Here is a 25,542-nt window from a genome sequence, read left to right on the forward strand (position 1 = left end):
GATGGCACGCCCGATCCGTTCCATCACCCTGGGCCTGGCCTGGCGCCTGTTCCTTGCGCAGGCGTTCACCGTGCTGTTCGCGGTGGTCGCGCTGATCCTGACCTGGGGTGACAAGGACTCCTGGGGCATGGACATGTTCACGGCCGAGGCGGTGGCCAAAGCCGTGCACAGCGAAGGCGGCCGGCTGGAACTGGACCAGGCGCGCTGGGACAAGCTCAATGCCGGGGCCGGCGGCAACCTCTGGTTCGCGGCGGTTGATGACAGGGGCACGTGGCTGGAGCGCGGCACGATTCCTGCGGTCCACGCGCCATTGCTGGCACGCTTGCCGACAGTGGGCGCCACCGAACTGGGTTCACTGGTGCCACCCTATCTGGACGTGGCGCGGGTGATGATCCGCAACGAGGATGGACGCCGCATCACGGTGATGGTCGGTGGTGCTCCAAAGGGCGGGTTGCTGGATGGCGCGCTGATGGTGCTGCGCCTGATCGGCCTGTGGTTCTTCCTGCCGTTGATCGTGGTCACGCTGCTGGTGATGCCGACGGTGATCCATCGCGCGATGCGCGGCGTGCGCCGCTCCGCGCAGCAGGCCAAGGAACTGGACATCGGCCAGCCGGGCGCGCGCCTGGATGCGCAGCTGGTGTCCACCGAGGTCGCACCACTGGTGGAAGCGTTCAACGATGCGATCGACAAGGTGCAGCAGGGCTATGCAGCGCGCGACAAGTTCCTCGCCGATGCCGCGCATGAGCTGCGCGTACCGATCGCGGTGGTGCAGGCGCGCCTGTCGCAGCTGCCGCAGGGTGAACTGAAATCGCAGTTGCTGACCGACGTCGCCCGCCTCGGCAACGTGGCTGAGCACCTGCTCGACCTGCAGCGTCTCGATCGCAATGTCGGCGCGCTGCAGCGGCTGGACCTGGCGTTGCTGGTGCGCGAGGCGGCCGCCGATCTGGCGCCGCTGGTGGTCGGCGCCGGTTATGGCTTCGAGGTGGATGCGCCGGAGTCGCCCGTGTGGATCCATGGCGACAGCCTGGCGCTGGGGCGGGTGATCGCCAACCTGGTGCACAACGCCATCGTCCATGGCGGCGGGCGCGGCACGATCTGCGTGCGCCTCGATGCACGCGGCCTGCTGGAGGTCAGCGACCAGGGCGCTGGCATTCCGGTCGGCGACCGCGAAGCGATCTTCGAGCCCTTCCACCGTCTGCGTGCAGCCGGCAGCGGCAGTGGCCTGGGCCTGCACCTGGTGAAGGAAATCGTGCAGCACCACGGTGGCTCGGTCAGCGTCGGCGAAGCGGCTGGCGGCGGCGCCAGCTTCAGAGTCAATTTCCACCGCGGTACCGTACGGCGCTGACAGGCGCACGGGGAAAGGCCCGATAGGCAGCCTGCGACCTCCAGCGGCAGGCTGGGGAAATGGTTCCCGATCGATCCGCCCCGGCCCTGTTTGGCTTTGGCTGCGCTGCAGGCCTGGTGCTGGGGGCGCTGGCCTGCGTGCAGATGCCGATGTTGCTGCCGCTGTGGCTGAGTGTGCCGATGGCGATCGCCGGCGCCGGCGGCTGGCTGTTGCCCTGGCGCGGCCGTGCCTGGGCCGCGGCCCTGCTCGGCCTGGCCTGGGCAACGGTGCACGGGCACTGGGTCCTGCATGGCCAGCTGCCACCCGGCGCGCCACCGCAGGATGTGCAGGTGCGGGGCAGGGTTGCTGACCTTCCCCAGCAGGGGCCCGGCTACACGCGTTTCGTGCTGCATGTCGAAGATGCCGGCGCGCTGCCATCGCTGCGTGGCAAGCGCTTGCAGGTGACCTGGAACGACCCGTGGCGCGGATCGCCAGCGCACGAGGCGGAGGGCGGGCGCCATGCGGTTCGCGCAGGATCGCATTGGCAGTTGTCGTTGCGCGTGCGCGCGCCACGCTCGCGGATCAATCCCGGCGGCTTCGATGGCGAGCGCCACGCCGTGCTGCGGGGCATCTCCGGCAATGCCTCGGTGCGTGATCCGGCCCGTGCGCGGGAGTGGCTGCCGGCGCAGGGCCTGCAGGCCTGGCGGGAACGCAGCAGTGCGGCGATCGCCGTGCAGGTGGCACATCCTGCCGCGCGGTTCGTGCAGGCGCTGGCACTGGGCGATACCCGTGGCCTGTCCGATGCCGACTGGGAACACCTGCGCGCGCTGGGCCTGACCCATCTGGTCGCCATCTCCGGTTTCCACGTGGGCGTGGTGGCTGGCTTCGGTGTACTGCTGTGCCGCTTGTGGTGGTGGCTGTGCCCGCTGCTGGGACGGTACTGGCCACGGCCGCAGGCCGCCGCATGGGGAGCGGCGCTGGCCGCAGCCACCTATGCCGTGGCGGCGGGTGGTGCGCTGCCGACGGTGCGCGCGGCGCTGATGATCGGGCTGGTTGCACTGGCCAGGGCCGGGCGTCGCCCGGTGGGCGCAGGGCAGGGGCTGGCGTTGGCCGCGATGGTGATGCTGTTGCCTGCGCCGCTGTCGGTGCTCTCGGCTGGATTCTGGCTGAGCTTCGGTGGCGTGCTGTGGCTGCTCTGGTGCTTGCCGAGGACGGGGCCGGAGGGAATCGGTGGCGGGCTGCGCGGGTTCCTTGCCGCGCAGGGTGTTGCCAGCCTTGGGCTGCTGCCGCTGTGCATCGCCTTGTTCGGCGGGACCGCGCGGCTGGGGCCGCTGGTCAACCTGCCGGTCATCCCGTGGTGGACAATGCTGGTTGTTCCGCTGTCGCTGCTCGGTACCGGCCTGCACGTGCTGCATGACGGCGCGGGGCGTTGGGCCTGGCGTGCCGCGGCCTGGCTGTTCGAGCTCAGCTGGGAGGCCCTGCAGCCGTTGGCACTGCATCCGCAGGCGATGTGGTGGCTGGCCGAGGCGCCGCGCTGGGCGCTACCCGTGGCCTTGCTGGGCGTGTTCTGGTGGCTGCTGCCGCGCGGCGCCGGCGGTGGCCTGGCGGGCCTGCTGCTGTGCCTGCCGCTGCTGTGGCCGGCCCGGCATGCACCGGCTGCGGGGGAACTGGAGCTGCTGGTGCACGATGTCGGCCAGGGCACGGCGGTGCTGGTGCGCACGGCGCGGCACGCGCTCTGGTACGACGTGGGGCCGCCGACTGGCGGCGAGGGCCACGAACGCATCCTGGTCCCGGCCCTGCGCGCGCTCGGCCAGGGGCCGCCCCGACAGGTGATGCTCAGCCATGACCACCTGGATCACACCGGCAGCCTGCCCAGCCTGCGACGGCAGTTGCCCGGGCTGCAGCTGCTGGCGCCACCGGGCAGCGCCATCGGCGGCGCCACGCCCTGCCAGCAGGGGATGCGCTGGGAGTGGGACGGGGTTGATTTCCAGGTCCTGCACCCGGCGCCGGGCAGCCGGCAAGCCGAAAACGAGGACAGCTGCGTGCTGCGCATCGCCAGCCGTCACGGCGTGGTCCTGCTGCCGGGTGACATCGGTCGACCGGCCGAGGGGGCGCTGCTGCAGGCGTGTCCGCACGCGCTGAGGGCGGACGTGGTACTGGTGCCGCACCATGGCAGCGGCGGCAGCTCCAGTGCGCCGTGGGTTGCGGCGGTGTCGCCGCGGCTGGCGGTGGTCTCGGCCGGGCACCGGAACCGCTTCGGCCACCCGCGCCAGGAGGTGGTCCAGCGCTGGCAGGCGCAAGGCGCGGAGGTGCTGGCCACGGCCGACTCCGGGGCGATCCGCGTATGGCTTGGCGCACAAGGCCTGCAGCTGCGTGAACAGCGCATCCATGCATCCCGGTGGTGGGATGCCGCTGGGCGGGCGCGGTCGGCTGCTATCCTATCGCCGATCGAACAAGCGGCCGTTGGGCCGGAGGGTTGAAACGTGTGGGAACTGGTCAAGGCCGGTGGCTGGCCGATGGTGCCGCTGCTGCTGTTGGGCGTACTGGCTTTGGCGATCATCCTGGAGCGTTTCTGGTCCCTTCGGCGGACTGAAGTGCTGCCGCCCGGCCTCGGCCAGGAAGTGCGCAACTGGGCCGCTCGCGGCAAGCTCGACCCGGCCCACCTGCAGACCCTGCGGGCGAACTCGCCGCTGGGCGCGCTGTTGGCTGCCGCACTGGAAGCCCGCAACCGCCCGCGCGACCAGATCCGCGAGCGCATCGAAGACACCGGCCGCCACCTGGTGCACCGCATGGAGCGATTCCTGAACGCACTGGGCACCATTGCCTCGGCCGGCCCGCTGCTGGGCCTGCTCGGCACGGTGATCGGCATGATCCAGATGTTCCTGGGCATCCTCGACCACGGCGTGGGCGACGTGAACCAGCTGGCCGGCGGCATCGGCAAGGCGCTGGTGTGCACCGCCACCGGCATGATCGTGGCGATTCCGGCGCTGATGTTCCATCGCTACTTCAAGGGCCGCATCCACGGCTACGTGGTGGAGATGGAGCAGGAAGCCAGCGCCCTGCTGGATACGCTCGACGGCCGCCCCGGGGTGATGAACCCGGCCCCGGCCGCGCGCCAGTCCGGCGCCGCCACGGCGAAGGCCTGATCGATGCGTATCGGCAACGACCGATCCCAGGATGAGCCGCATATCGACCTGGTGCCGCTGATCGACGTCATCCTGGTGCTGATCATCTTCTTCGTGGTCACCACCACCTTCGACGCGCGTTCGACGCTGCAGGTGCAGTTGCCGACCGCCAGCCAGCAGCAGACCAACGAGCCGCCGCGCTCGCTCAGCGTGCTGATCAACGCCGAAGGCCGTTACTTCATCAACGACCAGGAAGTGCTGCGCAGCGACGTAGAGTCGGTCAAGCAGACCATCGCCGCCGTGGCCGGCAGCGATCGCGAGCAGACCGTGCTGCTGCGTGCCGACGCACGCACTCCCTACCAGGCCGTGGTGACCGCGCAGGACGCGCTGGGTCAGCTCGGCTTCCGCCGTATTGCCATTGCAACAGCACCCGAGGTGCGTCCATGAGTTCCAATCACGCGCCGGTGTGGCCGATCTACAAACGTCTGCTGGGGTACACCCGCGCCTACTGGGTGTTCATGGTGGCCGCGGTCATCGCCATGGTGGTCGAAGCCCTGGCGGGCTACCACTTCACCAAGTTGATGGAGCCGCTGGTCAACCGCGGTTTCGTCAACCCGGAACCGCGCATGGCGGTGATCCTGCCGCTGACCATCCTGGGCCTGTTCCTGATGCGCAGCGTCGCCACCTGGGTGAGCGACTACGCGCTGGCCAAGACCGGCCGCAGCGTGGTGCGCGACCTGCGCGAACAGGTGCTGGCCAAGTACCTGCACCTGCCGTCCTCGCATTTTGATACCGAAGCGACGCCGGTGATGGTCAGCCGCCTGAACTTCGATACCGAACAGGTCACCCAGGCCAGTGCCGACGCACTCAAGACCGTGGTGGCCGACACCCTGACCATCATCGCCATGCTGGCGGTAATGCTGCAGATGAGCGTGAAGGTCACCGTGGCGATGCTGGTGGTGGTACCGCTGATCGGCGTGATCGTGTCCTACGTGGGCAAGCGCTACCGCCGCATCAGCCGTGGCATCCAGGATGGCATGGGTTCGATGGCGCAGACCGCCGAACAGTCGCTGGCGGCGCAGCAGGAAGTGAAGGTGCACGGCACCCAGCAGCATGAGATCTCGCGCTACTCGCGCCTGGCCAACCGCATGCTGTCGCTGAACATGAAGGTGGAAGTCACCCGTGCTGCCGCCTCCAGCGTGGTGCAGTTCCTGGCCGCGCTGGCGCTGGCGGTGATTGTCTGGGTGTCGACGCGTGAAGCGCTGGCCGGTCGCCTCAACGCCGGCCAGTTCATGGGCCTGATGACCTCGATGATGGCCATCATTCCTTCGCTGCGCCGCCTGACCAGCGTGCAGACCTCGATCTCGCGCGGCGTGGCCGCCGCAGAGCGCCTGTTCGGCATCCTCGACATGCAGGTCGAGCGTGACGAGGGCCGCAACAGCGTGCAGCGCGTGCGCGGCGAGCTGGCCTTCGACCACGTCATGCTGCGCTATCGCGAGGACAGCGGCATTGCCCTGGACGACATCAGTTTCGTGGCGAAGCCGGGTACGGTCACCGCCATCGTGGGTCGTTCCGGCAGTGGCAAGACCAGCCTGATCCGGCTGGTGCCGCGCTTCTATGAGCCCAGCGGTGGTGTGATCACCCTCGATGGCGTCGCACTGGATGACTATCCGTTGGCCGACCTGCGTCGGCAGGTGGCGATGGTCGGGCAGAAGGTCATGCTGTTCGATGACACCATCGCGGCCAACATCGCCTATGGCATGGAAGCGAGCGAGGAACAGATCCGTGCGGCGGCCGAAGCGGCCAATGCGTGGGAGTTCATCGCGCGCATGCCGCAGCAGCTGCAGACCCCGGTCGGCGAGAACGGCGCGCTGCTGTCCGGCGGCCAGCGCCAGCGCCTGGCGATCGCCCGCGCGATCCTGCGTGACGCGCCGATCCTGATCCTCGACGAAGCCACCGCCGCGCTGGACAACGAATCCGAGCGACTGGTGCAGGATGCACTGCAGCGTCTGATGCCCGAACGGACCACGCTGGTCATCGCGCACCGCCTGTCGACCATCGAGCATGCCGATCTGGTGCTGGTGATGGACCACGGCCGCATCGTCGAACGGGGCACCCACAAGGAGCTGCTTGCCATGGGTGGCCTGTACCAGCATCTGCACAGCATGCAGTTCCGCGAAAGGCAGGACTGATGGCTGGCAAGGGTACCCAGACCCCGCCGTACTGGTACGACGGCAGCCCGGTTCCGTGGGCGATGCGCCTGCTGGCGCCGCTGTATGCCGGCGTCACCGCGCTGCGCCGCCGTGCCTACCGGCGCGGATGGCGCAAGCGCTACGCGCTGCCGGTGCCGGTCATCGTGGTTGGCAACATCACCGCCGGCGGCACCGGCAAGACGCCGCTGACCATCGCCCTGGTCGAGCGCCTGCGCGCGGCCGGCTGGAAGCCGGGCGTCGCCAGCCGTGGCTATGGCCGTGAAGACGCTGACAAGCCGCTGTGGGTGCAGGCCGACACGCCGACCGCCAAGGGCGGTGACGAACCGGTGCTGATCGCCTGGAAGACCGGCGTACCGGTGCGCGTGGACGCTGACCGCGTGGCCGCAGGCAAGGCACTGATCCAGGCCGGCTGCGACGTGATCGTCTGCGATGACGGCCTGCAGCATTACCGGCTGGCGCGCGACATCGAGATCGAAGTGGTCGATGCCCAGCGGCGCTACGGCAACGGCCGCATGATTCCCGCCGGACCGCTGCGCGAGCCGGTCAGCCGTGCCGGCGAATGCGATTTCCGCGTAGTCAACCTGGGCCAGGCCGATGAGGAAAGCGCGGCACAGGCCTGCGGTTTCGGCCAGTGGCCGATGGCCCTGCACATCGACAGTGCGCAGCCGCTGGCCGGTGGCCGCGCGCGCCCGTTGTCGTACTTCAAGGGCCAGCGTGTTCATGCGGTGGCCGGCATCGCCCATCCGCAGCGCTTCTTCGACATGCTGCGCGCGCGTGGCATCGGCGTGGTGCCGCACGCCTTTGCCGACCACCAGGCCTACCAGCCGCAGGACCTGTCGTTCGGCAGCCAGCTGCCGGTGCTGATGACCGAGAAGGATGCGGTGAAATGCCGCGCGTTCGGCAACGATTGGCATTACGCGGTGCCGTTGCGTGCCGAGCTGCCTGCCGCGTTCTGGGTGGCGCTGACCGACCGCCTGGACAAGCTGCGACCGAACTGAGCGGCGCGGCGGCGCTTGCATTCACGTGCCGCCGGCCGCATCCCCGTTGTAACGAGCCTGCCGAGTATTGCCCCATGACCGAATTCGTCGTCGCCATTCCGGCCCGCTATGCCGCCTCGCGGCTGCCGGGCAAGCCGCTGCGCCTGCTGGGTGGTGAGCCGCTGGTGCTGCACGTGGCGCGCCGCGCGCTGCAGGCCGGCGCTGGCGAGGTCTGGGTCGCTACCGACGATGAACGCATCGCCGACGCGCTGTCCGGGCTGGCCGAGGTGAAGGTGGCCATGACCGCCACCTCGCATGCCTCCGGTACCGACCGCCTGGCCGAGTGCGCGCGCATCGCCGGCTGGGCCGACGACACTGTAGTGGTCAACCTGCAGGGTGATGAACCGTTCGCGCCGGCTGCGGGAATCCGTGCGGTGGCCCAGGCGCTGGTTGAAGGCAATGCGCCGATGTCGACCCTGGCGACCGCCGTGGAGGATGCAGAAACCCTGTTCGATCCGAACGTGGTCAAGCTGGTGCGCAACGTGCGCAACGAGGCGATGTACTTCAGCCGCGCGCCGATTGCCTGGCACCGCGATGGCTTCGCGCGCAGCCGCGAGGTGCTGCCGGAAGGGCATGCCTGGCTGCGCCACATCGGCATCTACGGCTACCGCGCCGGTTTCCTGCAGCAGTTCGCGGCGATGCCCCCGGGCCGGCTGGAGCAGGTCGAATCGCTGGAGCAGCTGCGCGTGCTCGAGTCCGGCTACCCGATCAGCGTGGCGATCTCGCCTGAACCATTCCCGGCGGGCATCGACACGCCCGAGGACCTGGAGCGCGCCGAAGCACTGCTGCAGACGTTGGCCGCGCGATGAAGCTGCTGGTCGTCTGCCTCGGCAACATCTGCCGTTCGCCGATGGCCGAAGGCGCGCTCCGCGCCCGCCTGGACGCTTCGCCACTGGCGGGGCGCGTGCAGGTGGATTCGGCCGGCACCGGTGACTGGCATGTGGGCGAGCCGCCGGACCGGCGTGCGATCGCCTGCGCGGCCGGGCACGGCGTGGACATCGGCGGCCTGCGTGCGCGCCAGCTGCACGCCGCTGATTTCGACCGCTTCGACTGGATCCTGTGCGCCGACGAGGCGAACCTGCGGGACGCGGGACGCTTGGTGGCACCCGCCCAGCGTGAGCGGCTGGCGCTGTACCTGCCCTGGTCGGGCGGGGAGGGGCAGGCGGCCATCCCGGATCCCTACACCGGCGGCAGTGATCACTTCGAACAGGTCTGGACGCTGGTCGACAATGCTGCAAAACGTGCAGTGGCACGACTGTTGCATGACGCCGACTCCGGCATAATCGGGCCATGAACGTCCAGCCCGTCCCGGACCTGCCCGAGTTCGCCACCTGGCTCAATGCCGCCCCCTGTACCCTGACCGAACTGCGCGGTCGGCCGGTGGCCCTGTTGTTCGTCAACGCCGCTTCTGCCTGGAGCGCGCAGCGCCTGGCCGAATTCAGTCAATGGCTGTCGCGTCACCCTGGCATGCTGCAGCCGCTGGTCCTGCAGGTACCCCGCTTCGATTTCGAGCGTGACGCCGGCGCCGCACTCAAACTGCTGCGCCGCCAGGGGCTGTCAATGCCGGTCCTGCTCGATGCCGACTGGGATGGCTGGCGTCGCTTCGGCATCACATCGTGGCCGACCGTGGTACTGCTGGACGCGCAGGGTCGCGAGCAGCAACGGCTGGTCGGGCTGGGGGCTCCGGGAGAGCTTGAGCGTGCGTTGAATGCGCTGTGCCACGGTGCGCCGTCGGCACCGCCGCGCGGCGGTACCGAGCTGCATCCGGAGCCGCGGCAGGCCCTGCGTTTTCCACTGGGCCTGGCGGTCAGCACCGAACGCCTGTACATCGCCGACAGTGGCCATCACCGCATCCTCGAATGCAGCCACGGCGGCCGCATCCTGCGCCAGTTCGGGCTGGGGACGGCCGATTTCATGGACGGCAACCTCGCCGAAGCGGCGTTCCATCGCCCGCAGGCGCTGGTGCTGGAGCGCGACGCGCTGTACGTGGCCGACACCGGCAACCATGCCGTGCGCCGCATCAACCTGCTGACCGGCATCGTCGACACGCTGTGCGGCAATGGCCGCCCCGGTGCGCCGGTGGAGGGCCCGGTAGCACAGGCGCGGCAGGTCTCGCTGGACCACCCGGTCGGCCTCGCCATCGCCGATAACCAGCTGCACATCGCCATGGCCGGCGACAACCGCATCTGGAGCTACCACCTGGGTCAGCGCAGCCTGCAATGGCGTGCCGGCAGCGGTGCCATCGACGAGCGTGACGGCAGCGGCCATCTGGCCGCGTTTGCTCAACCGACTGCACTGGCCGTGGTGCAGCAGGTGCTGTACGTGGCCGATGCGCTGGGCTCCTCGATCCGTGCACTGCAGCTGCGCGGGGATCTGGTGCAGACGCTGGTCGGGCAGGGCCCCTGGCGTTTCGGTGACGAAGATGGCCCGCGCGCGCAGGCTAGCCTGCAGTTCCCACAGTCGATCGCGCTGAGTCCGGATGCGCCGCTGCTATGGATTGCCGATACCGGCAATGGCCGCCTGCGCACGCTGCGCCTGGGCGGTGGCGAACTGACCACCCAGCCGCTGCCGCGCCGCCTGCACGGCCCGGCCGGGTTGGCCGTGGGTGCCGGTGCGGTGTGGATCGCCGAGACCGATGCCCACGCCGTGCTGCGATTCGACCCCGAAAGCGGCGTGCTCAGCGAAGTGCCGATCAGCGAATGACCGACGTTCCCGCCCCGGCCTTCGACGGCAAGGCCTTCGCGGCCCAGCTCAGTACCGCCCCCGGTGTGTACCGCATGTACGCGGCCGACGACACCCTGCTGTATGTCGGCAAGGCGCGTGCGCTGCGCAACCGAGTCGGCAGCTATTTCAACGGCAGTCCGAAGAATGCGCGGATCATGTCGATGATCTCGCAGATCGTGCGCATGGACGTGACGGTGACGCGCTCGGAAGCCGAGGCGCTGCTGCTGGAGAACCAGCTGATCAAGTCGCTGTCGCCGCGTTACAACGTCTCGCTGCGCGACGACAAGACCTATCCGCATGTGCTGCTGACCCGCGAGGACTGGCCGCGCATCGCGCTGCATCGCGGCCCGCGCGCCATTCCCGGCCGCTATTTCGGGCCGTATCCCGGCGTCACTGCGGTGCGCGAAACACTGAACCTGATGCACAAGCTGTTCAAGCTGCGCAGCTGCGAGGACAGCGTGTTCCGCAACCGTTCGCGACCGTGCCTGCAGTACCAGATCGGCCGCTGCAGCGCGCCCTGCGTGGAGCTGGTGGCGCCTGCCGAGTACGCCGAATCGGTGCGTCGCGCTGCATTGTTCCTGGAAGGCAAGAGCGACGAACTGACCCGTGAGCTGGGCGAGCAGATGCAGGCCGCCAGCGAGGCACTGGAATTCGAGCAGGCCGCGCGGCTGCGTGACCTGATCTCCTCGCTGCGCAGCATGCAGACCCGGCAGTACGTGGATGGCCGTGCTGCCGACCTGGACGTGCTGGCGGTGGCCATGCAGGGCTCGCAGGCCTGCGTGCTGCTGCTGGCCTTCCGTGATGGCCGCAACCTCGGCACCCGCCCGTTCTTCCCGCGCACCAATGGTGAAGAAAGCCCGGAGGAAGTGCTGGCCGCGTTCGTCTCGCAGTACTACATCGAATTCGAGCCACCGCGCGAGATCCTGCTGGACCGCGAGATCCCCGATGCGGACCTGCTGGTCGCCGCGCTGTCGGCCTCGGCCGAGCGCAAGGTGCAGCTGAAGTGGAACGTGCGCGGCGAGCGCGCCGGCTACGTGGAACTGGCCAGCCGCAACGCGCAGCTGACCCTGGCCACCGAACTCAACAGCCGCAACGCGCAGCATGCGCGCAGCGACGCACTGCGCGAGATGCTGGGCCTGGCCGAGCCGGTCAAGCGGGTCGAGTGTTTCGATATCAGCCACACCCTGGGCGAGGCTACCGTGGCCTCGTGCGTGGTGTTCGACGCTGCCGGTCCGGTGCGCGCGCAGTATCGCCGCTTCAACATCAGCGGCATCGAGCCAGGCGATGACTACGCCGCCATGCGCCAGGCCATCGACCGCCGTTTCCGCCGTGCGGTGGAAGAGCAGGGCGTGCTGCCGGACGTGCTGCTGATCGACGGCGGCGCCGGGCAGCTGGCGCAGGCGCAGGCCGCACTGGCCGACCTGGGCGTGGAAGGTGTGCTGCTGGTGGGCGTGGCCAAGGGCGTGGAGCGGCGCGCTGGGCATGAAGCGCTGGTGATGCCCGACGGCCGCGAGCTGCGCCCCGGCGCCGCCAACCCGGCGCTGCAGTTCATCCAGCAGGTGCGCGACGAGGCGCACCGCTTCGCCATCACCGGCCACCGCGGCCGCCGGCAGAAGGCGCGGATGACCAGCAAGCTGGAGGACATTCCCGGTATCGGGCCGCGCCGCCGCGCCAGCCTGCTCAAGCATTTCGGCGGCCTGGTGGGCCTGAAAGCCGCTGGCGAAGCGGAAATCGCCAAGGTGGAAGGCATCAATGACGCCCTCGCGGCACGTATCTACGCTAACCTGCACGGGTTGGCCACGCCTGATGCGGCCGAGTAGAGAGAGAAGCACGCAAGCATGAAGTTGACCCTGCCCACCTGGCTGACGTTGTTGCGGATCGTGATGATCCCGGTGCTGGTGCTGGTGTTCTACCTGCCCTACACCTGGACCAACTTCGCTTCGGCGGCGATCTTCGGCCTGGCCGCGATCACCGACTGGCTCGATGGCTGGATCGCACGCCGTTACCAGCTGGAGTCGGCCTTCGGCGCCTTCCTCGACCCGGTCGCGGACAAGCTGATGGTGGCAGTGGCACTGTTCCTGATCGTGCAGGGCCATCCGACGCCGTGGATGGCGTTCTGGGCGGCGGTCATCGTCGGCCGTGAGATCGCGGTATCGGCGCTGCGCGAATGGATGGCCGAGCTGGGCCAGCGTGCGAAGGTGCGCGTGGCGATGATCGGCAAGATCAAGACCACCGCGCAGATGGTCGCGCTGCTGTGCCTGCTGTACTCGGTGGCCCCGAACGTGCCGGTGGAAGACATCTGGATGGGCTGGCCGGTGTTCCACATCGGTGACTGGACTTTGGCGATTGCTGCGGTACTGACCCTGTGGTCGGGCCTGCAGTACCTGCACGCTGCCTGGCCCAGCCTGCGCGATGACGAGCGCGCGGCGCGCGAGCGTGCGCGGCAGAAGAAGCTGGGCAACTGAGCCCGGGGTCGGATCCCTTTCCGCAGGAAAGGGCTCTGACCCCACGGTTGCTGCCATCCACGCATGGCGTGGATCTATTGGAAATGCCGCATCCACGGAGGGGGCGGATCCATCAGTTTGCGGAGACGCTGCAGTAGATCCACGCCATGCGTGGATACGCGGTGCCAGGTGCCTCGGCAGACCCTGAAAAAAGCGCTTGACGCCATCCTTGGAATAGGTAAAATTTCGCCTCCCAAGCGGGAATAGCTCAGTTGGTAGAGCGCAACCTTGCCAAGGTTGAGGTCGCGAGTTCGAGTCTCGTTTCCCGCTCCAGATTCAAGAAAAACGCTCCCGTAAGGGGGCGTTTTTCGTTTGCGTGTTCCACGCTTCATCCTCACTTCACCGCCACTCCTTCGCCTCACCACGCGGCAGTTCGAAGCTGCATCTCCGACGCTCCACGGCGATGCCGCAATGCCTCACACTTCCCCCGCCTACGACCACGACGTGGTCATCGTCGGCGCCAGTTTCGCCGGTGCCGCCTGCGCATTGGCTGCCGCCCAGTACGGTCTGCGCGTCTGCGTGCTTGAACGCAAGGCCGACCCCGGCGAGCGCCTGCACACCACCGGCATCGTGGTGAAAGAAGCGATGGAGCAGACCTGGTTGGGGCGCATGCCCGAGCATCTGGTGCAGCGCGTCGCCAACGTGCGCCTGTATGCGCCGAACCTGCGCAACGTGTTGCTGGCCGCGCCGGGCTATTACTTCCTCACCACCGATACGCCGAACCTGATGCGCTGGCTGGCCAGCGAGCTGCGCGCGAATAGTGTCGACCTGCGCCTGCAACGGTCTTTCACCGATGCCCATCGCAGTGGTGACGGCTGGCAGGTGGATGGGGCAGGTGGATGGGGCAGGGCGATGCGCCTATCTGGTTGGTGCTGATGGCGCACGCTCACGCGTGGCCCAGCGCACCGGCCTTGGCCAGGTGCGCGACACCCTCTACGGCGTCGAGCGCGAGTTCGCCGGCCTGCAGGTGGCGCAAGGCAATGCGCTGCATCGCTTCGTCAGCAAGCGCTACGCGCCGGGCTACATCGGCTGGGTCGCACAGAATCCGACCGGGCTGCAGGTGGGATTGGCGCTGCGTCATGACCCGCAACAGGTGCGGCCGCCGGATATCGATGGCTTCCTCGACCACGTGCGCGATGTCGTCGGCATTCCGCCTTCCGTGCGCCCCTCGGCCACTCGTGCAGGGCTGGTGCCCTGCGGCCGGCCGGATGGGCCGATCACCGGCCAGCGGCTGATCCTGACCGGCGACGCGGCGGGCATCGTCTCGCCGCTGTCCGCCGGGGGCATCCACTCCTCGTGGCGGCACGGCTGGGCGGTCGGCGAGGCGATTGCCCGCCATCTGCGTGGGCAAGGGCCGGAAGCGGAACGGGTGGCGCGGCGGGTGGCGCCAGCATTCCATGGCAAGCGCCTGCTGCGCTGGGCGATGGACCATCTGCAGGCCGACTGGCCGCTCAATGCACTGCTGCACACGGCGGCCACGCGGCGCATGGCCGAGCAGGTCTACTTCCACCGCCGTGGCGTGCGCACGTGAGGAGAGCAGGTGGGGGCGTCTGAACGCCGTCCCTCACTCACGTGAAAATTCCTGTTGACGCCGTGCAGCAATATCGACACAATAACGCTCCTTCGACGCAGGTCGAACGAAATCTGCGGGAATAGCTCAGTTGGTAGAGCGCAACCTTGCCAAGGTTGAGGTCGCGAGTTCGAGTCTCGTTTCCCGCTCCAGATTCAAGAAGAACGCTCCCGAAAGGGGGCGTTTTTCGTTTGTCATGACGTTGGCGGCACGGGGCGCTACATTCGCGCCATGGCATTGTCATGGCGGGCGTGATATCGGCGGCCTGGCGGGACGATTCCAGCGTTAGTGTCGCAATCGGAATGGCGGGGCGTATCGGTCGTGGGCATGACCGCAGGGGCGGGGCTCGGGGAAGTGGGCAACAAGACGCAATGGCCCGGATGTCGCACCAGCGTTCCGTGCGTCGCATGCAGTGAAAGGCTGGCGAAAGGCCAACGCCATCGTTGCCTGAACCGCATGCGTGCTGTGACCTTTTTCAGACCATTTCTCCATGTTCGCTCCACAATCGCACGGTAGCCTTCATGCTCCTTCTACACGTTGGCGGGCTGGTGGTCAGGCGTATCACTTCAGTGGCAGTGCCCAGGACAGGGCGCGGACTCTCCCTGCAGGCAGTGCTGCGCCCCGGTGCGTTGTTGGCAACCCTGGCCCTGGCCGGCTGCATGTCGGTGCCCGTCCCGGACCTGCCTGATCGCACACCCAGCGCCTGGACCCAGGTACCGCAGGGCCAGGGCGTGGCGGTGGACGCCAGGCAGTGGTGGAAGGTGCTGGCCGACCCGGCGCTGGATGGCCTGGTCGATCAGGCGGTCGCCGGCAGTCTCGACCTGCAGCAGGCCACCTTGCGCCTGCAGGCCGTTCGGATCGTCGCTGGCACGTCCGACTCGCGTTTCCTGCCGGAAATCTCCGCCAGCGCCAAGCAGGTGCAGGACGCCGCCGCTGTCGATACCTACTTCCATGCCGGCATTGAAGCGATCTGGGACCTGGGCCTGTTCGGCGCCGCCGAGAGTGCGCAGCTGAGCGCGCAGGCCTCGGCCGGCAATGCCGAGGCGCTGCGCAATGCCGCGCAGGTAGCGGTGATTGCCGACGTGGTGCGCAGCTATCTGGACCTGACCGTGGCGCAGGCCCAGCAGGATCTGCTGATGCGCCAGCAGGCCGTGGACGACCGCGGCGAACAACTGGCGCGGGTCCGCCAGCGCCTGCGTCTGGACGAGCCGGGCGAACTGGATCGCCTGCGTGCACGCCAGGCCGCCACCCGCGCGGCCACGGCACAGGCCCGGGAAAACGCTGACAACGCGGCCCGCGCGCTGGCAGTGTTGCTGGGGCGAGATGGCCCGGATCCGGCCTGGCGCGCCTATCGCACGCCGCCGACGCTGGGCACGTTCTCGCTGCAGCAGGTCCCGGCGGACCTGTTGCGCCATCGTCCGCAGATCCTGCTGGCCGAATCGGAGGTGATGCAGGCCGCCGCCAGCAAGGGCTCGGCGCGCGCCGCGATGTACCCGCGGATCAGCCTCGGCGGCTCCATTCTGTATGCCTACAACCTCACCCAGAACGCGCGCTCCAATTCCGACTCCAGTCCGTCGATCGGTCCATACGTCGATATTCCGCTGTGGGACTGGGGCCAACGCCGTGCGCGTTTCCATGCCGATGAGAAGCAACTGGACGCCGCGCTGCTCGGGTATCGCAAGGCCGTGCTGGAAGGCGTGAGCGAAGTGGAAGGTGCGCTGGGCAGCCTTGCACGCCAGGACAGCAGCATCCAGTCGCTGCGCGCGGCCAACGATGCCGCCAACCAGCAGGTCAAGCGCCAGGCGAGGCAGGTGCAGCTGGGCCTGTCCAGCGAGTTCGATGGGCTGGATACGCAGCGTGCCGCATTGGCCTCGCAGGCCGACCTGATCGGTGCGCAGGGCGCGCGCGTGCTGGCGTTTGCGTCGCTGTACCGCGCCCTTGGTGGCGCACCGCTGCCGGTCGAGGCTGAGGGCGAACCGCAATGATCGCGCTGGCCCGCAAGACCCTGGCCTATGAGTGGCGCCGGTTCCTGCCGGTGGTGCTGGCGATGTGTTTCGCCGGCGTGCTGTTGATCGTGCAGGCCGCACTGGTGCTGGGCATCTTCGGCACCGCCGCGATCTATGTGAAGGCATCCTCGGCCGATATCTGGGCCGGTTTCCCCGGCACCCAGAGCGTCAACTACGGCCACGCGATCAGCGCCGATGTGGAAAGCCACCTGCGCATGGATCCGGATGTCACCCGCGTCGAACCTTACGAGTGGGTGGATGGCGAATGGCGCTCCAGCGCGCAGGGTACCGGCAACGTGTCGGTGTATCTGTCCGGCATCTCCACCCGCGACGATGCAATGATGTTCGCGCGCATCCTGCCTGCCGACCTGCGTGCACAGCTGCGCGAACCGGGTGCGGTGATCGTCGACAGCGCCGACCTGGATACGCTGGGCGTGGACCTGCAGAACAACCGCGCCTGGATCAATGGCAAGGCCGTGCGCGTGGTTGCCGCGCAGCCGGGCCTGCGTGGCCTTGGTGGTGTCAACGTACTGGCTTCGCTGGATACCGCGCGCGCCATCGCCGGTACCGACCCACATGAGGGCAGTACCTACTTCGTGGCGGGCCTGCGCTCGCCGGACCTGGCCGACCGCGTGCGCGATCGCCTGGCCGCGTCAATGGGCCAGGCTACGCCGGTCGAGTTCTGGACCGCGCCGGAGTTCGCCAGCCGCTCGCAGCAGTACTGGTTGTTCGACACCGGTGCCGGCATCGCGGTGTTGTTCATGGCCGTCATCGTCTGCTTCGTCGGCGCGGTGATCACCAACCAGTCGTTCGCGTCGGTGGTGGCTGGCTCGGTTCGCGAGTACGCCACGCTCAATGCACTCGGTGCAGGCCGCTATGCGCTGGCACGGGTGGTGTTCGAGCAGGCGTTGCTGATCGGTGGCGTGGGCATGTTGCTGGCGGCGGCCTTCAGCACCGTGGTGCTGTTGATCGCGCAGACCCAGCGCGTTCCGGTGCAGCTGACACCGATGGTGATCCTCGGCTGCGTCGCGCTGGTTGCGGTGATGGCCATGCTCTCCAGCATCATGGCGGTGCGCAGTGTCGTCCGCTCCGATCCATCGTTGCTGCTGCGTTGAGGACCGGCCGATGACTTCCACACGCGCCGTCGCCCCGACCCTGCGGGCCGATGCACTTGAAAAGGGCTTCATGTCCGGCGACGTGCAGGTGCCGGTGCTGCGCGGCCTGTCGCTGGACATCTATCCTGGCGAGCTGACCCTGGTATCGGGCCCGTCGGGTTGCGGGAAGAGCACGCTGTTGTCGCTGCTGTCCGGCCTGTCCGCGCCCGATGGTGGCCGCGTGCACGCACTTGGCCAGGATGTGGGGCACATGACCCGAAGCGAGGTGGAGCGCTTCCGCCTGCACCATGTCGGTTTCGTGTTCCAGGGCTTCAATCTGTTCCCGGCACTGACTGCGCTGGAGCAGGTGCAGCTGCCGCTGGGCTACCGCGGCATGCGCAATCGCGAAAGCGAACCGCTGGCGCGCAAGGCGCTGGAAGAAGTGGGCCTCAGCCACCGCAGTCACATGCGCCCGGCGCAGCTGTCCGGCGGCGAGAAGCAGCGTGTGGCCGTTGCCCGCGCCTTCGCCAAGTCGCCGACGCTGATCTTCGCAGACGAACCCACCAGCGCGCTGGACGCCGAGAACGGCCAGCGCGTGATCGACATCCTGCATCGCTACGCACGTGCGCATGGCGCCACCGTGCTGTGCGTGAGCCACGATCCGCGCCTGATCCGGCATGCCGATCGGGTGATCGCCATGGAAGACGGCATGGTCCGTGATGACCGCCGCCAGAACGAAACTGTAGAGTCCGCCCCATGACCAAGACGTCGCACCTGCTTCCCCTCAGCCTGGCCCTGTCCGCGGCACTGCTGCTCGGCGCCTGTTCCAGGGACGCGCCTGCGCCTGCACAGTCGCCTTCGGGCAAGGCCGGTGCAACCGCCGTCGGCAAGGTCGCGGTGGCGCGCGGCATCATCGACGTCGAGGGTGGCCTGATCGCGCTGGCACCGCCGGTGGATGGCTCGATCACCGCCGCACCGGTGAAGGAAGGCGCCACGGTGAAGAAGGGGCAGCTGCTGCTGTCGCTGGATGGTGCCTTGCTGCAGCAGGAGGTGGCGATGGCCAGCGCCGATCTCGCCTTGGCCAATGACCGCCTGAAGGGCAGTCAGGCGCAGCTGCGCGAACTGGAGCGCAACGCTACTCGCCTGTCCACGGGGGCCAGCGAAGGCGTGTCGTCCAATCAGCAGGCCGATGCGGCCAAGCAGCAGCTGGCGGGTGTGCGCGCCGATGTCGACGTGGCCAGTGCGCAGGTCGACCTGGCCCAGCACAAGCTGGAACACGCCAGGCTGAAACTGCAGCAGATGTCGCTGAGCGCGCCGGAAGCCGGCACCGTGGTCGGCCAGGTGCCTGGCCTTGGCGCATTCGTGCAGGCCGGCAAGCCGGCAATCTCCCTGCTGCCCGCGCGCCCGCTGCAGGTACGTGCCGAACTCAGCGCCGCCTACGCCGATGCCGTGCAGGTGGGCATGAAGGCTACTGTCGTGCCGGATAGCGATGGCGCCGAGAACACCAGCACGCTGCCGTCTGCACGCGTGGTGCGCATCAGCCCTGTGTTCGCGCAGGCACGCCTGCCTGAAGATGCAGGGCGTGGCGTGGCCAAGGTGGTGGAGTGTGTACTGGAGTTCGATGGCGAGGCCAAGGCGCGCTTCGGCCAGCATGTGCGGGTGGAGTTCCGGAAGTAAGCCTAGTGCTGCGGCGGGGGCGCATCCGCGCGCCCTCGACGCCTGAGCGTCCGCCATGCGCTCACCGCCGACACCATGCACAGCGCCAGCAGCAGTCCCACGTCCAGCAGCAACAACCACAGCAGATGCATGCCGTGTACCGGCGGCTGGTGCATGGCTGACAGCATCCACGGCACCGACCATGCCAGCAGCAGGGCGAAGGCGATCAGCAGGCGCAGCCACAGTCGTTTCAGTCGCCACGGCCTCACGATCAAGGCGGCCACCACCAGTTCGACGGTGCCCAGCAACGCGAACACGATCACAGTGCTGGTCGGGTAGGGCGACTCGGCGCCTTCCAGGTGATGGAGCAGCCAGTAGTCTGGGGTGAAGCCGGCATTGACCAGTGCGGCGATCAGCGCCAGCCAGGTCAACGCAACCAGCAACCAGAACAGGCGGACGTAGCGTCTAGGCATCGGCGGTGTCCGTGGCGGCAGGCAGGCGCTTGCGTGATGCATACCACGCGGAAATGGCGATCGCGGCCAGTGCCAGCAGGCCGGGCCCGAGGGTGAAGTACAGCTGGCGCAGCGGATGGTTGTGCATCAGTGTCCAACTCGCGAACGCCAGGGGAATCGCCAGCACCAGCAGCTTGGCAAACAGTGGCCGCAGCACCGCGATCAGCGGCTGGGCGCCAATGAACATCCAGAACAGATAGAACTGGGCGATGCCCAGGCCGATGTCACGATGTGAAGCAAAGCCGAAATGGTCGCGATACCAGTTCATTCCCAGCGGTATCAGTGCCCAGTACAAGAGGGCTACCAGCAGATGCAGCAGCAGGGCGATCAACAGGGGGGTGCCGCGAAGGAGCATGGGCGAACGGGGCCGGGCGAGGCAGCGTACCCCACTGCGGACGTCCGTGACCGCATGATGTGAAGACTGTTGACGGCGTGAAGGAATTTGGACACAATAGCGCTCCTTCGACGCAGGTCGAACGGAATCTGCGGGAATAGCTCAGTTGGTAGAGCGCAACCTTGCCAAGGTTGAGGTCGCGAGTTCGAGTCTCGTTTCCCGCTCCAGATTCTACAGGGCCCCGGCAGGGGCCTTGTTTTTCTCCCGCCACGGCAAGGCGGGGCACGTTGGGCCACAAGGCTTTGCGCGCAGTCAGAAAGGTGAAATCGCTGGTGTGTTTTCCGGATTTCCGGTAGCATGTCGGCTTACGCGGGAATAGCTCAGTTGGTAGAGCGCAACCTTGCCAAGGTTGAGGTCGCGAGTTCGAGTCTCGTTTCCCGCTCCATGTTCCGACAGGCCCCATCATGGGGTTTTGTCTTGTCAGGGCCCAGTTCCTGGCGCGCAGTACGTTGGCCTCATGGCAGAGTGGCTATGCACCGGATTGCAAATCCGTTTACAGCGGTTCGATTCCGCTTGAGGCCTCCAATTGAAAAGCCCTGACTCCGGTCAGGGCTTTTTGCTTGCCTGGCGTTCGATGCCTTTGTGCAGAATCTCCTGATTCGGCCATGAAATCATCTGTTTGCCACCCGTTGTCGGCAGGTCCTATGAAGCCGAGGAACGAGTATGTACGTCGTCTGGACGTGCTGCTTGATCGCGGCGTGGTGCCGGAGGAGCTAGCCAACACCGAGGCGGCAGCGAAGAATCTGCGACGCGAACACGCCTCTCGATGCCATCAGCGGCTTGGCCGGGGCAAGTGTCGCGGTGGTGTGCAGTCCGACCCGGCGCAGCCGGTGTTGCGGGTTCGGGCCAGCTATCCAGTCAGCCCGTAGCTTTGGCGGGAATCACCTCCTGATCACGTTGTGCAGGAGTACATCGTCCTTGCCGAGAGCCTCCAGATACGTAGCGAACCGCTGCACGATGCGGTGGTGGTCACTGGTGAGCTGCCGGGAAAGGGCGTCACCTGCAAAGTACGCAAGGACGGTGAGGCAGGTCAGCTTTTCGCACAGCAGGTCAGCAGCCCACTGATTCATGTTGCTGCCGTCGGCGCCGAGCGCGGGCGGAACATCCTTGGTGAACGAAGTGAGCAAGCCGCCGTCGACCTCACTATGCCGCTGTTCCCCAAGCCGATTAAGCCAGGTGAGGTCGGCCCAGTCATGCCATTGGACCTGATGGAAGTGGTTGGCGCTGCGGGGAGATGGCATGGGCAGTGCGAGTCGCTGCGCGTTGATGTTGTGATCGATCAACAGGCAGTTGTGATCGAGCACGCCGCAGCCCTCGAAAGGCACTACAACGATGCGAACTGACCTTCGGGATCAATTCGGCGAACTGGTCAGCAGCAATCCTCGATTGCTGGCGACCGTCACCGCGCACAACAGTGATGGCAGCAGCACGCTGACGACGTATGACGGGGTACAGGTGCGGGCTTTCGGCCAGCGGCAGCAAACCATTCCTTACAACGTCTGGGTTCGAGGTGGTCGCCTGATTGAAGCGGCTCCCAACCTTCCAGTGATGGAGGTCACCATCTAAATACTCCTTACAGGAGAAGCGTATGTGCTATTACGCCCGGATCATCGCTGCCTACTGGAATCTGGTCAGGATGACCGGCGCGCGTGGCATTTGTGAGAAAAGCCCTGCTCGTTGAGTGAGCTGGGCTTTGCATCGGTAAATCAAATTTGCTGGACTGGGCCGACATCTATCCTGCCACTGCAGTTGCCGACACATCCACCGCCAAAGTTGGTGCCACCGACGCCAACTCCGCCACCCCCATTCTCGGTGCCGCCTCCGCCAGTCTCCACGCCGCCGCCTTCGTAGATTGGCTCGGGCATAACACCCTCGCGAGGGGTCCGGCCTTCGCCCACCCAATTGGATTCAAAATTCTCGTGATAGACGGTGCAGTGGGTGGGATTGCATATCTGGTACGTTGTTCCAGTCGCCCACGCAAAGAATGGCACATAGTCGATTGGTGCCCGCGAGTCTTTAATGACCTCTAGGGTTCTTGCGTCGGGTACCGGTGATTCGACGTGACAATCGGTGCAGAAGTAGGGGCCGCGTTCGAAAGCGAACGTGCTTGCTGCGAGTGCGATCGCAGCGACGACTATCAGAAGTAGAATGGCCTTGCGGCGGGGGATGCGGAAGAACTTCTTATCTGCAGCATGAGTCATAGAGTTGATTTCCCTTTCGAAGTGCCAAGTTCAGCTGTTCTGCACTTAGCGATTTGTCCAAGGTACTAACTTGTCGAGCTGGCACTATCGACGGATCTGCGAGACGAACTGCTTCAAAGTAAGCTCTGCTTGTAACTCGGTCCTCGTCGACAAGTACACCAGCGTGATAGGCATTCCCAAGCTGTAGGAGTGCGTCCGCACTGCCTTGGTTTGCCATTTCTTGCAGATAGCCGACAGCTGTCTGCTTGTATTCCTTCGTGCGGTCTGGATTGCGAAGCAGCTCCGCTGGTCCTCCAAGGGCGGATTGTGAGTCCGCGGCATAAAGGAGTCGTGCTCCAATGTTCCCCTGCTCTGCTGCAAGCGAGAGCCATCTACTGGAACTCAGTTCATCTTCAGCGGATAGTTCAATGCACGCGGTCGCGACATTCTCGGAAGCGTGAAGTGCGACGCCTCGAGACGCGCGTCGATTGATGTCCTTACACTCATTGAGCTTCTGAAATATTCCGTAGGACGCTGTCGCATCACCAGCTAATGCCAACGGTGAAAGTCTTGAAATGACTTCGTGCACTGTCCCTGGTGGGATTGGTCCATAGTCTTCCACTGCGTACGCGCGTCCGGACAGTTGCCGCACACGAACTAATCTGTTGGCCGCAGACCCTGGTGTGGATCTTGAAGAGACAGGTCGCGAGGCGGAGATCGCGGGCCCTCGAGTGGCGTGCTCCAAAGCGCTGGATGGCTCTGACGATGAGGCGGCTTTGTTTGGCTGTGTACTCGGTGCGGTTGTTCCGTACCAAACTGCCGCTCCTGCCAGCATGGCTAGTACAGCGAGGCTCAGGGCTTTGATCCGTCGACTCATAGCGCTCCTTTGTTGCTGATGAACGTAGTGCGTGTACAGGGGGAGGACATAGATGGCGCTCGATCTGGGGTGTCTCCGAGTGCCAAGTGCTTTACAGACCTCTATTTGTAAACGGCGACGGGCGGAACCACCCCCGGCCAAGGTGCAACTGAAGTTCATTTTTTGTTCACAATAGTGGCTGGCGGGAGCTTTGCGGCATCGGCGACTGGCTCAATTACAGGCCGGGGACTTGGGCGCGCCTTGTCGAATCGTTGACACGATGGCCGGTCGTATCCGTCCGGCCATGCGACCTTCCCTTCCCACGGTTACCAGGGCTTCTGCACTGCGCCCATTCCCTCTGGTTGGGTCCAGACCGGTGAGCGCTGGGCGCTCTGGTAGAACGGTCAGGAGACGGCCGGCGTCACTCCCCTTGGGGTGCGCCTGTGGATGGAAGGCCAGAAGATGGGGCAGGTGAAGGGGGCGCGCGGCCAACGTCCGGCAGGCGAAGCGCTATGCGGAACGCTGGTGCGCGGCCCGGCTGTATCCCGAGCTGCCTCTGCGTGAGGCCGTCGCCCGGCTGACCGACAGCACGCCGATCCAGTTGCCCCCGCCACTGCCCGGTCTGCCGCCGACCCGCGAACAGCAGCAACAGGCCCGACGCCTGGCCGAGGCCAGAGCGAAGGAGGTTGAGCGGATCAAGGCAGCACTCGATCGGTTGGGGCGGTTGGGCGGGTGTCGCCTCCGCTCAGGCTATTGATGAGTAAGGATTTGATTGGGATTACAAATCCGTTTACAGCGGTTCGATTCCGCTTGAGGCCTCCAATTGAAAAGCCCTGACTCCGGGCAGGGCTTTTCGTTTTTCTGCGGTCTGGAATGTGCTGTACGAGCGCTATGATCGGGTCTGGGCCTTAGCGGACTTCATGCGGATGACTCCCCGACACATCGTGGAAACCTGGATCGAGCGCTTCAACGCAGGCGATGCTGCTGGCCTGGCGGAGCTGTATCACCCCGACGCGATCAATCACCAGGTCACCCAGGACCCGATCAAGGGCCGCGATGCGATCCGTGCCACCTTCGAGCGTGAATTCAGCACTGCTGAAATGGTCTGCATTCCCGAAGTCATCCATGAGGCCGGCAATGTCGCTGCGCTGGAATGGCGCGACCCTCTTGGCCTGCGAGGATGCGGTTTCTTCACGGTTGACGGAGGATTGATCACGTTCCAGCGCGGCTACTGGGACAAACTCTCGTTCCTGAAGATGCACGGTCTTCCGATCGAGTGAGCCGCAAGGCCGGGCGGCATCCGTGCCGCCTTGGTCGTGGCCTGATCGGCTACAGCCTGGCCAGCGCCTGCACCGTGGCCTGCGTCAGCGGCTGGGGCAGTGAATCCACGGCGAACCAGCCCAGCCCGGTCTGCACACCCGGCTCCTGGATGGAAGCCTCGGCACCCGCAGGTGCCCGCGCCTCGTAGATCGGCGCGACCCAGTGCTGCGCAAGCGCCGGCTCGAAATGATCGGCCACGCACAGCAGGCGCAGCAGCTGCACTTCCAAGGCGGTCTCCTCGCGGACTTCGCGGACGACGGCAGCCTCCACCGTTTCCATCCAGTCGACTTTGCCGCCAGGCAGGCCCCAATGCCCGCGCTCCGGATCGCGTCCGCGCTGGATCAGCAGGATGCGGCCGCCGGCATCACGGACGACGGCGCCGCATCCAACGCGGGGAATCTGCAGTTCAGTCATGGCGGTGAATGAAGAAGGGACGGTTTTCATTCTTGCATGCACGCCGCATCAGGCGAACCCGCGCTAGGCTGGGCACCTGTGCATCAACAACCTCGCGGGTGTGTCGCATGGTCATCCGGCAACTTGGTGCTGACGACGCCGACATTCTCTGGCAGGCGCGGTTGCAGGCGCTTCGCGAGTCGCCCGCTGCGTTCCTGTCCACGCTGGCCGAGGCGCAGAATGAGACAGCAGACGTGATGCGCGCCCAGCTTGCTGATCCCGGCACGCGTTATTTCGGCGCCTTCATCGACGGTAAGCTTGCGGGCTTCCTGCGCTACGTACGCCCGATGCGGACGGCGCGACGGCATACGGCGGAAGTGCACAGTGTCCATGTGGGCACCGGCCACCGTGGCCAGGGTATCGCCCGCCACCTTCTTCTTGCTGCGTTTGCATCTGCGCGCGCCGAGGGCATTGAATCGCTCACCCTCACGGTGCTGGAGGACAATGCTGCTGCGCGCGGGCTGTATGAATCGCTGGGTTTCAGCGTACTCGGCAGGGAGCCGCGCGCAGTCAAGCGCGAGGGCATCTACACGGATATCGTCTCGTACTGGATCACATTGCGCTGACAGTGAAA

The 25,542-nt window shown here is 66.6% G+C and carries 22 protein-coding genes, 5 tRNA genes and 2 pseudogenes; 25 read left to right on the top strand and 4 right to left on the bottom strand.

Going from position 1 to position 25,542, the window contains the following annotated elements; translation table 11 throughout:
• Position 1 precedes the first annotated feature (1 nt).
• The 18 genes and pseudogenes from Q9Q79_RS07335 to Q9Q79_RS07420 all read left to right on the top strand — a co-directional run bounded on the left by Q9Q79_RS07335 (position 2) and on the right by Q9Q79_RS07420 (position 19,274).
• Positions 2 to 1,345 carry a HAMP domain-containing sensor histidine kinase gene (locus tag Q9Q79_RS07335; RefSeq protein WP_005408871.1) on the top strand — a complete coding sequence of 448 codons (1,344 nt, stop codon included), beginning with the start codon at positions 2 to 4 and terminating at the stop codon, positions 1,343 to 1,345.
• Between the two features lie 59 nt (positions 1,346 to 1,404).
• Positions 1,405 to 3,804, top strand: coding sequence for a DNA internalization-related competence protein ComEC/Rec2 (locus Q9Q79_RS07340; RefSeq protein ID WP_201861749.1), 2,400 nt, complete (start codon positions 1,405 to 1,407; stop codon positions 3,802 to 3,804).
• A gap of 3 nt (positions 3,805 to 3,807) precedes the next feature.
• Positions 3,808 to 4,470 (top strand): MotA/TolQ/ExbB proton channel family protein, encoded by a 663-nt coding sequence (locus Q9Q79_RS07345; protein ID WP_005412819.1) that lies wholly within the window; start codon positions 3,808 to 3,810, stop codon positions 4,468 to 4,470.
• A 3-nt stretch (positions 4,471 to 4,473) separates the two neighbouring features.
• On the top strand, positions 4,474 to 4,896 hold the full coding sequence (locus Q9Q79_RS07350) for a biopolymer transporter ExbD (protein WP_004152323.1): 423 nt from the start codon (positions 4,474 to 4,476) through the stop codon (positions 4,894 to 4,896).
• Positions 4,893 to 6,641 carry a lipid A export permease/ATP-binding protein MsbA gene (gene msbA / locus Q9Q79_RS07355; protein WP_076739092.1) on the top strand — a complete coding sequence of 583 codons (1,749 nt, stop codon included), beginning with the start codon at positions 4,893 to 4,895 and terminating at the stop codon, positions 6,639 to 6,641. The genes Q9Q79_RS07350 and msbA overlap by 4 nt, the downstream gene beginning before the upstream one ends.
• Positions 6,641 to 7,660 carry a tetraacyldisaccharide 4'-kinase gene (lpxK, locus tag Q9Q79_RS07360; RefSeq protein WP_049397614.1) on the top strand — a complete coding sequence of 340 codons (1,020 nt, stop codon included), beginning with the start codon at positions 6,641 to 6,643 and terminating at the stop codon, positions 7,658 to 7,660. The genes msbA and lpxK overlap by 1 nt, the downstream gene beginning before the upstream one ends.
• 74 nt (positions 7,661 to 7,734) lie before the next feature.
• Complete coding sequence (kdsB, locus tag Q9Q79_RS07365) at positions 7,735 to 8,508, top strand: 3-deoxy-manno-octulosonate cytidylyltransferase (protein ID WP_062607579.1); 774 nt, start codon at positions 7,735 to 7,737, stop codon at positions 8,506 to 8,508.
• Positions 8,505 to 8,993, top strand: a complete 489-nt coding sequence (locus tag Q9Q79_RS07370) for a low molecular weight protein-tyrosine-phosphatase (protein WP_005408877.1) — start codon at positions 8,505 to 8,507, stop codon at positions 8,991 to 8,993. The genes kdsB and Q9Q79_RS07370 overlap by 4 nt, the downstream gene beginning before the upstream one ends.
• Positions 8,990 to 10,402: a hypothetical protein gene (locus tag Q9Q79_RS07375; protein ID WP_076739091.1), complete on the top strand. Its 1,413-nt coding sequence runs from the start codon at positions 8,990 to 8,992 to the stop codon at positions 10,400 to 10,402. The genes Q9Q79_RS07370 and Q9Q79_RS07375 overlap by 4 nt, the downstream gene beginning before the upstream one ends.
• Positions 10,399 to 12,243, top strand: coding sequence for an excinuclease ABC subunit UvrC (gene uvrC, locus Q9Q79_RS07380; RefSeq protein ID WP_005408879.1), 1,845 nt, complete (start codon positions 10,399 to 10,401; stop codon positions 12,241 to 12,243). The genes Q9Q79_RS07375 and uvrC overlap by 4 nt, the downstream gene beginning before the upstream one ends.
• Positions 12,244 to 12,261: 18 nt before the next feature.
• Positions 12,262 to 12,888, top strand: a complete 627-nt coding sequence (gene pgsA, locus Q9Q79_RS07385) for a CDP-diacylglycerol--glycerol-3-phosphate 3-phosphatidyltransferase (protein ID WP_005412825.1) — start codon at positions 12,262 to 12,264, stop codon at positions 12,886 to 12,888.
• Between the two features lie 236 nt (positions 12,889 to 13,124).
• Positions 13,125 to 13,200 (top strand) — tRNA-Gly (locus tag Q9Q79_RS07390).
• Positions 13,201 to 13,338: 138 nt separating this feature from the next.
• Positions 13,339 to 14,458: pseudogene (locus Q9Q79_RS07395) on the top strand (NAD(P)/FAD-dependent oxidoreductase).
• Between the two features lie 115 nt (positions 14,459 to 14,573).
• Positions 14,574 to 14,649: transfer RNA gene (locus Q9Q79_RS07400), tRNA-Gly, on the top strand.
• A 369-nt stretch (positions 14,650 to 15,018) separates the two neighbouring features.
• On the top strand, positions 15,019 to 16,482 hold the full coding sequence (locus Q9Q79_RS07405) for a TolC family protein (RefSeq protein ID WP_188246325.1): 1,464 nt from the start codon (positions 15,019 to 15,021) through the stop codon (positions 16,480 to 16,482).
• The gene (locus Q9Q79_RS07410; RefSeq protein WP_060380152.1) at positions 16,479 to 17,618 is read left to right on the top strand and encodes an ABC transporter permease; all 1,140 of its coding nucleotides are present in this window, start codon (positions 16,479 to 16,481) and stop codon (positions 17,616 to 17,618) included. Before Q9Q79_RS07405 ends, Q9Q79_RS07410 begins: the two co-directional genes overlap by 4 nt.
• 10 nt (positions 17,619 to 17,628) lie before the next feature.
• Positions 17,629 to 18,357, top strand: a complete 729-nt coding sequence (locus tag Q9Q79_RS07415; protein ID WP_012479691.1) for an ABC transporter ATP-binding protein — start codon at positions 17,629 to 17,631, stop codon at positions 18,355 to 18,357.
• Entirely contained in the window at positions 18,354 to 19,274 is a 921-nt protein-coding gene (locus Q9Q79_RS07420) for an HlyD family efflux transporter periplasmic adaptor subunit (RefSeq protein ID WP_024956598.1), read from the top strand. Before Q9Q79_RS07415 ends, Q9Q79_RS07420 begins: the two co-directional genes overlap by 4 nt.
• Before the next feature lie 2 nt (positions 19,275 to 19,276).
• Here the strand turns inward: Q9Q79_RS07420 and Q9Q79_RS07425 are convergent, their stop codons facing one another.
• Together Q9Q79_RS07425 and Q9Q79_RS07430 are read right to left on the bottom strand one after the other, a co-directional pair.
• Positions 19,277 to 19,726, bottom strand: coding sequence for a hypothetical protein (locus Q9Q79_RS07425; RefSeq protein ID WP_049402550.1), 450 nt, complete (start codon positions 19,724 to 19,726; stop codon positions 19,277 to 19,279).
• Positions 19,719 to 20,120 carry a hypothetical protein gene (locus Q9Q79_RS07430; protein ID WP_201861751.1) on the bottom strand — a complete coding sequence of 134 codons (402 nt, stop codon included), beginning with the start codon at positions 20,118 to 20,120 and terminating at the stop codon, positions 19,719 to 19,721. The genes Q9Q79_RS07425 and Q9Q79_RS07430 overlap by 8 nt, the downstream gene beginning before the upstream one ends.
• Before the next feature lie 130 nt (positions 20,121 to 20,250).
• Between Q9Q79_RS07430 and Q9Q79_RS07435 the strand changes: the two genes are divergently transcribed.
• From Q9Q79_RS07435 to Q9Q79_RS07445, 3 genes are all read left to right on the top strand, one after another.
• Positions 20,251 to 20,326: transfer RNA gene (locus Q9Q79_RS07435), tRNA-Gly, on the top strand.
• Positions 20,327 to 20,468: 142 nt separating this feature from the next.
• Positions 20,469 to 20,544, top strand: a tRNA-Gly gene (locus Q9Q79_RS07440).
• Between the two features lie 66 nt (positions 20,545 to 20,610).
• Positions 20,611 to 20,684: transfer RNA gene (locus Q9Q79_RS07445), tRNA-Cys, on the top strand.
• Positions 20,685 to 21,040: 356 nt separating this feature from the next.
• Here Q9Q79_RS07445 and Q9Q79_RS07450 read toward each other — a convergent pair.
• The gene (locus tag Q9Q79_RS07450) at positions 21,041 to 21,463 is read right to left on the bottom strand and encodes a hypothetical protein (RefSeq protein WP_154344331.1); all 423 of its coding nucleotides are present in this window, start codon (positions 21,461 to 21,463) and stop codon (positions 21,041 to 21,043) included.
• Between the two features lie 28 nt (positions 21,464 to 21,491).
• Between Q9Q79_RS07450 and Q9Q79_RS07455 the strand changes: the two genes are divergently transcribed.
• The 3 genes and pseudogenes from Q9Q79_RS07455 to Q9Q79_RS07465 all read left to right on the top strand — a co-directional run bounded on the left by Q9Q79_RS07455 (position 21,492) and on the right by Q9Q79_RS07465 (position 24,475).
• Positions 21,492 to 21,725, top strand: coding sequence for a hypothetical protein (locus tag Q9Q79_RS07455; protein WP_049396383.1), 234 nt, complete (start codon positions 21,492 to 21,494; stop codon positions 21,723 to 21,725).
• A 1,821-nt stretch (positions 21,726 to 23,546) separates the two neighbouring features.
• A pseudogene (locus tag Q9Q79_RS07460) lies at positions 23,547 to 23,907 on the top strand (hypothetical protein); the annotation flags it as partial.
• A gap of 214 nt (positions 23,908 to 24,121) precedes the next feature.
• A complete protein-coding gene (locus Q9Q79_RS07465; protein ID WP_005408904.1) occupies positions 24,122 to 24,475 on the top strand; it encodes a nuclear transport factor 2 family protein in 354 nt (117 codons plus the stop codon).
• 49 nt (positions 24,476 to 24,524) lie between these two features.
• Here Q9Q79_RS07465 and Q9Q79_RS07470 read toward each other — a convergent pair whose 3' ends face one another.
• Entirely contained in the window at positions 24,525 to 24,929 is a 405-nt protein-coding gene (locus Q9Q79_RS07470; RefSeq protein ID WP_062607584.1) for an NUDIX domain-containing protein, read from the bottom strand.
• Between the two features lie 107 nt (positions 24,930 to 25,036).
• Here Q9Q79_RS07470 and Q9Q79_RS07475 point away from each other — a divergent pair, with 107 nt between their 5' ends.
• The gene (locus Q9Q79_RS07475) at positions 25,037 to 25,534 is read left to right on the top strand and encodes a GNAT family N-acetyltransferase (protein ID WP_043034350.1); all 498 of its coding nucleotides are present in this window, start codon (positions 25,037 to 25,039) and stop codon (positions 25,532 to 25,534) included.
• The last annotated feature ends 8 nt before the right edge of the window (positions 25,535 to 25,542 follow it).

The organism is Stenotrophomonas sp. a6, assembly GCF_030913325.1.
GTDB lineage: Bacteria > Pseudomonadota > Gammaproteobacteria > Xanthomonadales > Xanthomonadaceae > Stenotrophomonas > Stenotrophomonas maltophilia.

What these genes read in the sequence shown, in the direction of transcription:
- Q9Q79_RS07335 (WP_005408871.1), top strand. Translation starts at nt 2, where the DNA reads ATGGCACGCCCGATCCGTTCCATCACCCTGGGCCTGGCCTGGCGCCTG.
- Q9Q79_RS07340 (WP_201861749.1), top strand. Translation starts at nt 1,405, where the DNA reads ATGGTTCCCGATCGATCCGCCCCGGCCCTGTTTGGCTTTGGCTGCGCT.
- Q9Q79_RS07350 (WP_004152323.1), top strand. Translation starts at nt 4,474, where the DNA reads ATGCGTATCGGCAACGACCGATCCCAGGATGAGCCGCATATCGACCTG.
- msbA (WP_076739092.1), top strand. Translation starts at nt 4,893, where the DNA reads ATGAGTTCCAATCACGCGCCGGTGTGGCCGATCTACAAACGTCTGCTG.
- lpxK (WP_049397614.1), top strand. Translation starts at nt 6,641, where the DNA reads ATGGCTGGCAAGGGTACCCAGACCCCGCCGTACTGGTACGACGGCAGC.
- kdsB (WP_062607579.1), top strand. Translation starts at nt 7,735, where the DNA reads ATGACCGAATTCGTCGTCGCCATTCCGGCCCGCTATGCCGCCTCGCGG.
- Q9Q79_RS07370 (WP_005408877.1), top strand. Translation starts at nt 8,505, where the DNA reads ATGAAGCTGCTGGTCGTCTGCCTCGGCAACATCTGCCGTTCGCCGATG.
- Q9Q79_RS07375 (WP_076739091.1), top strand. Translation starts at nt 8,990, where the DNA reads ATGAACGTCCAGCCCGTCCCGGACCTGCCCGAGTTCGCCACCTGGCTC.
- uvrC (WP_005408879.1), top strand. Translation starts at nt 10,399, where the DNA reads ATGACCGACGTTCCCGCCCCGGCCTTCGACGGCAAGGCCTTCGCGGCC.
- pgsA (WP_005412825.1), top strand. Translation starts at nt 12,262, where the DNA reads ATGAAGTTGACCCTGCCCACCTGGCTGACGTTGTTGCGGATCGTGATG.
- Q9Q79_RS07405 (WP_188246325.1), top strand. Translation starts at nt 15,019, where the DNA reads ATGCTCCTTCTACACGTTGGCGGGCTGGTGGTCAGGCGTATCACTTCA.
- Q9Q79_RS07410 (WP_060380152.1), top strand. Translation starts at nt 16,479, where the DNA reads ATGATCGCGCTGGCCCGCAAGACCCTGGCCTATGAGTGGCGCCGGTTC.
- Q9Q79_RS07415 (WP_012479691.1), top strand. Translation starts at nt 17,629, where the DNA reads ATGACTTCCACACGCGCCGTCGCCCCGACCCTGCGGGCCGATGCACTT.
- Q9Q79_RS07420 (WP_024956598.1), top strand. Translation starts at nt 18,354, where the DNA reads ATGACCAAGACGTCGCACCTGCTTCCCCTCAGCCTGGCCCTGTCCGCG.
- Q9Q79_RS07425 (WP_049402550.1), bottom strand. Translation starts at nt 19,726, where the DNA reads ATGCCTAGACGCTACGTCCGCCTGTTCTGGTTGCTGGTTGCGTTGACC.
- Q9Q79_RS07430 (WP_201861751.1), bottom strand. Translation starts at nt 20,120, where the DNA reads ATGCTCCTTCGCGGCACCCCCCTGTTGATCGCCCTGCTGCTGCATCTG.
- Q9Q79_RS07455 (WP_049396383.1), top strand. Translation starts at nt 21,492, where the DNA reads ATGCGAACTGACCTTCGGGATCAATTCGGCGAACTGGTCAGCAGCAAT.
- Q9Q79_RS07465 (WP_005408904.1), top strand. Translation starts at nt 24,122, where the DNA reads ATGACTCCCCGACACATCGTGGAAACCTGGATCGAGCGCTTCAACGCA.
- Q9Q79_RS07470 (WP_062607584.1), bottom strand. Translation starts at nt 24,929, where the DNA reads ATGACTGAACTGCAGATTCCCCGCGTTGGATGCGGCGCCGTCGTCCGT.
- Q9Q79_RS07475 (WP_043034350.1), top strand. Translation starts at nt 25,037, where the DNA reads ATGGTCATCCGGCAACTTGGTGCTGACGACGCCGACATTCTCTGGCAG.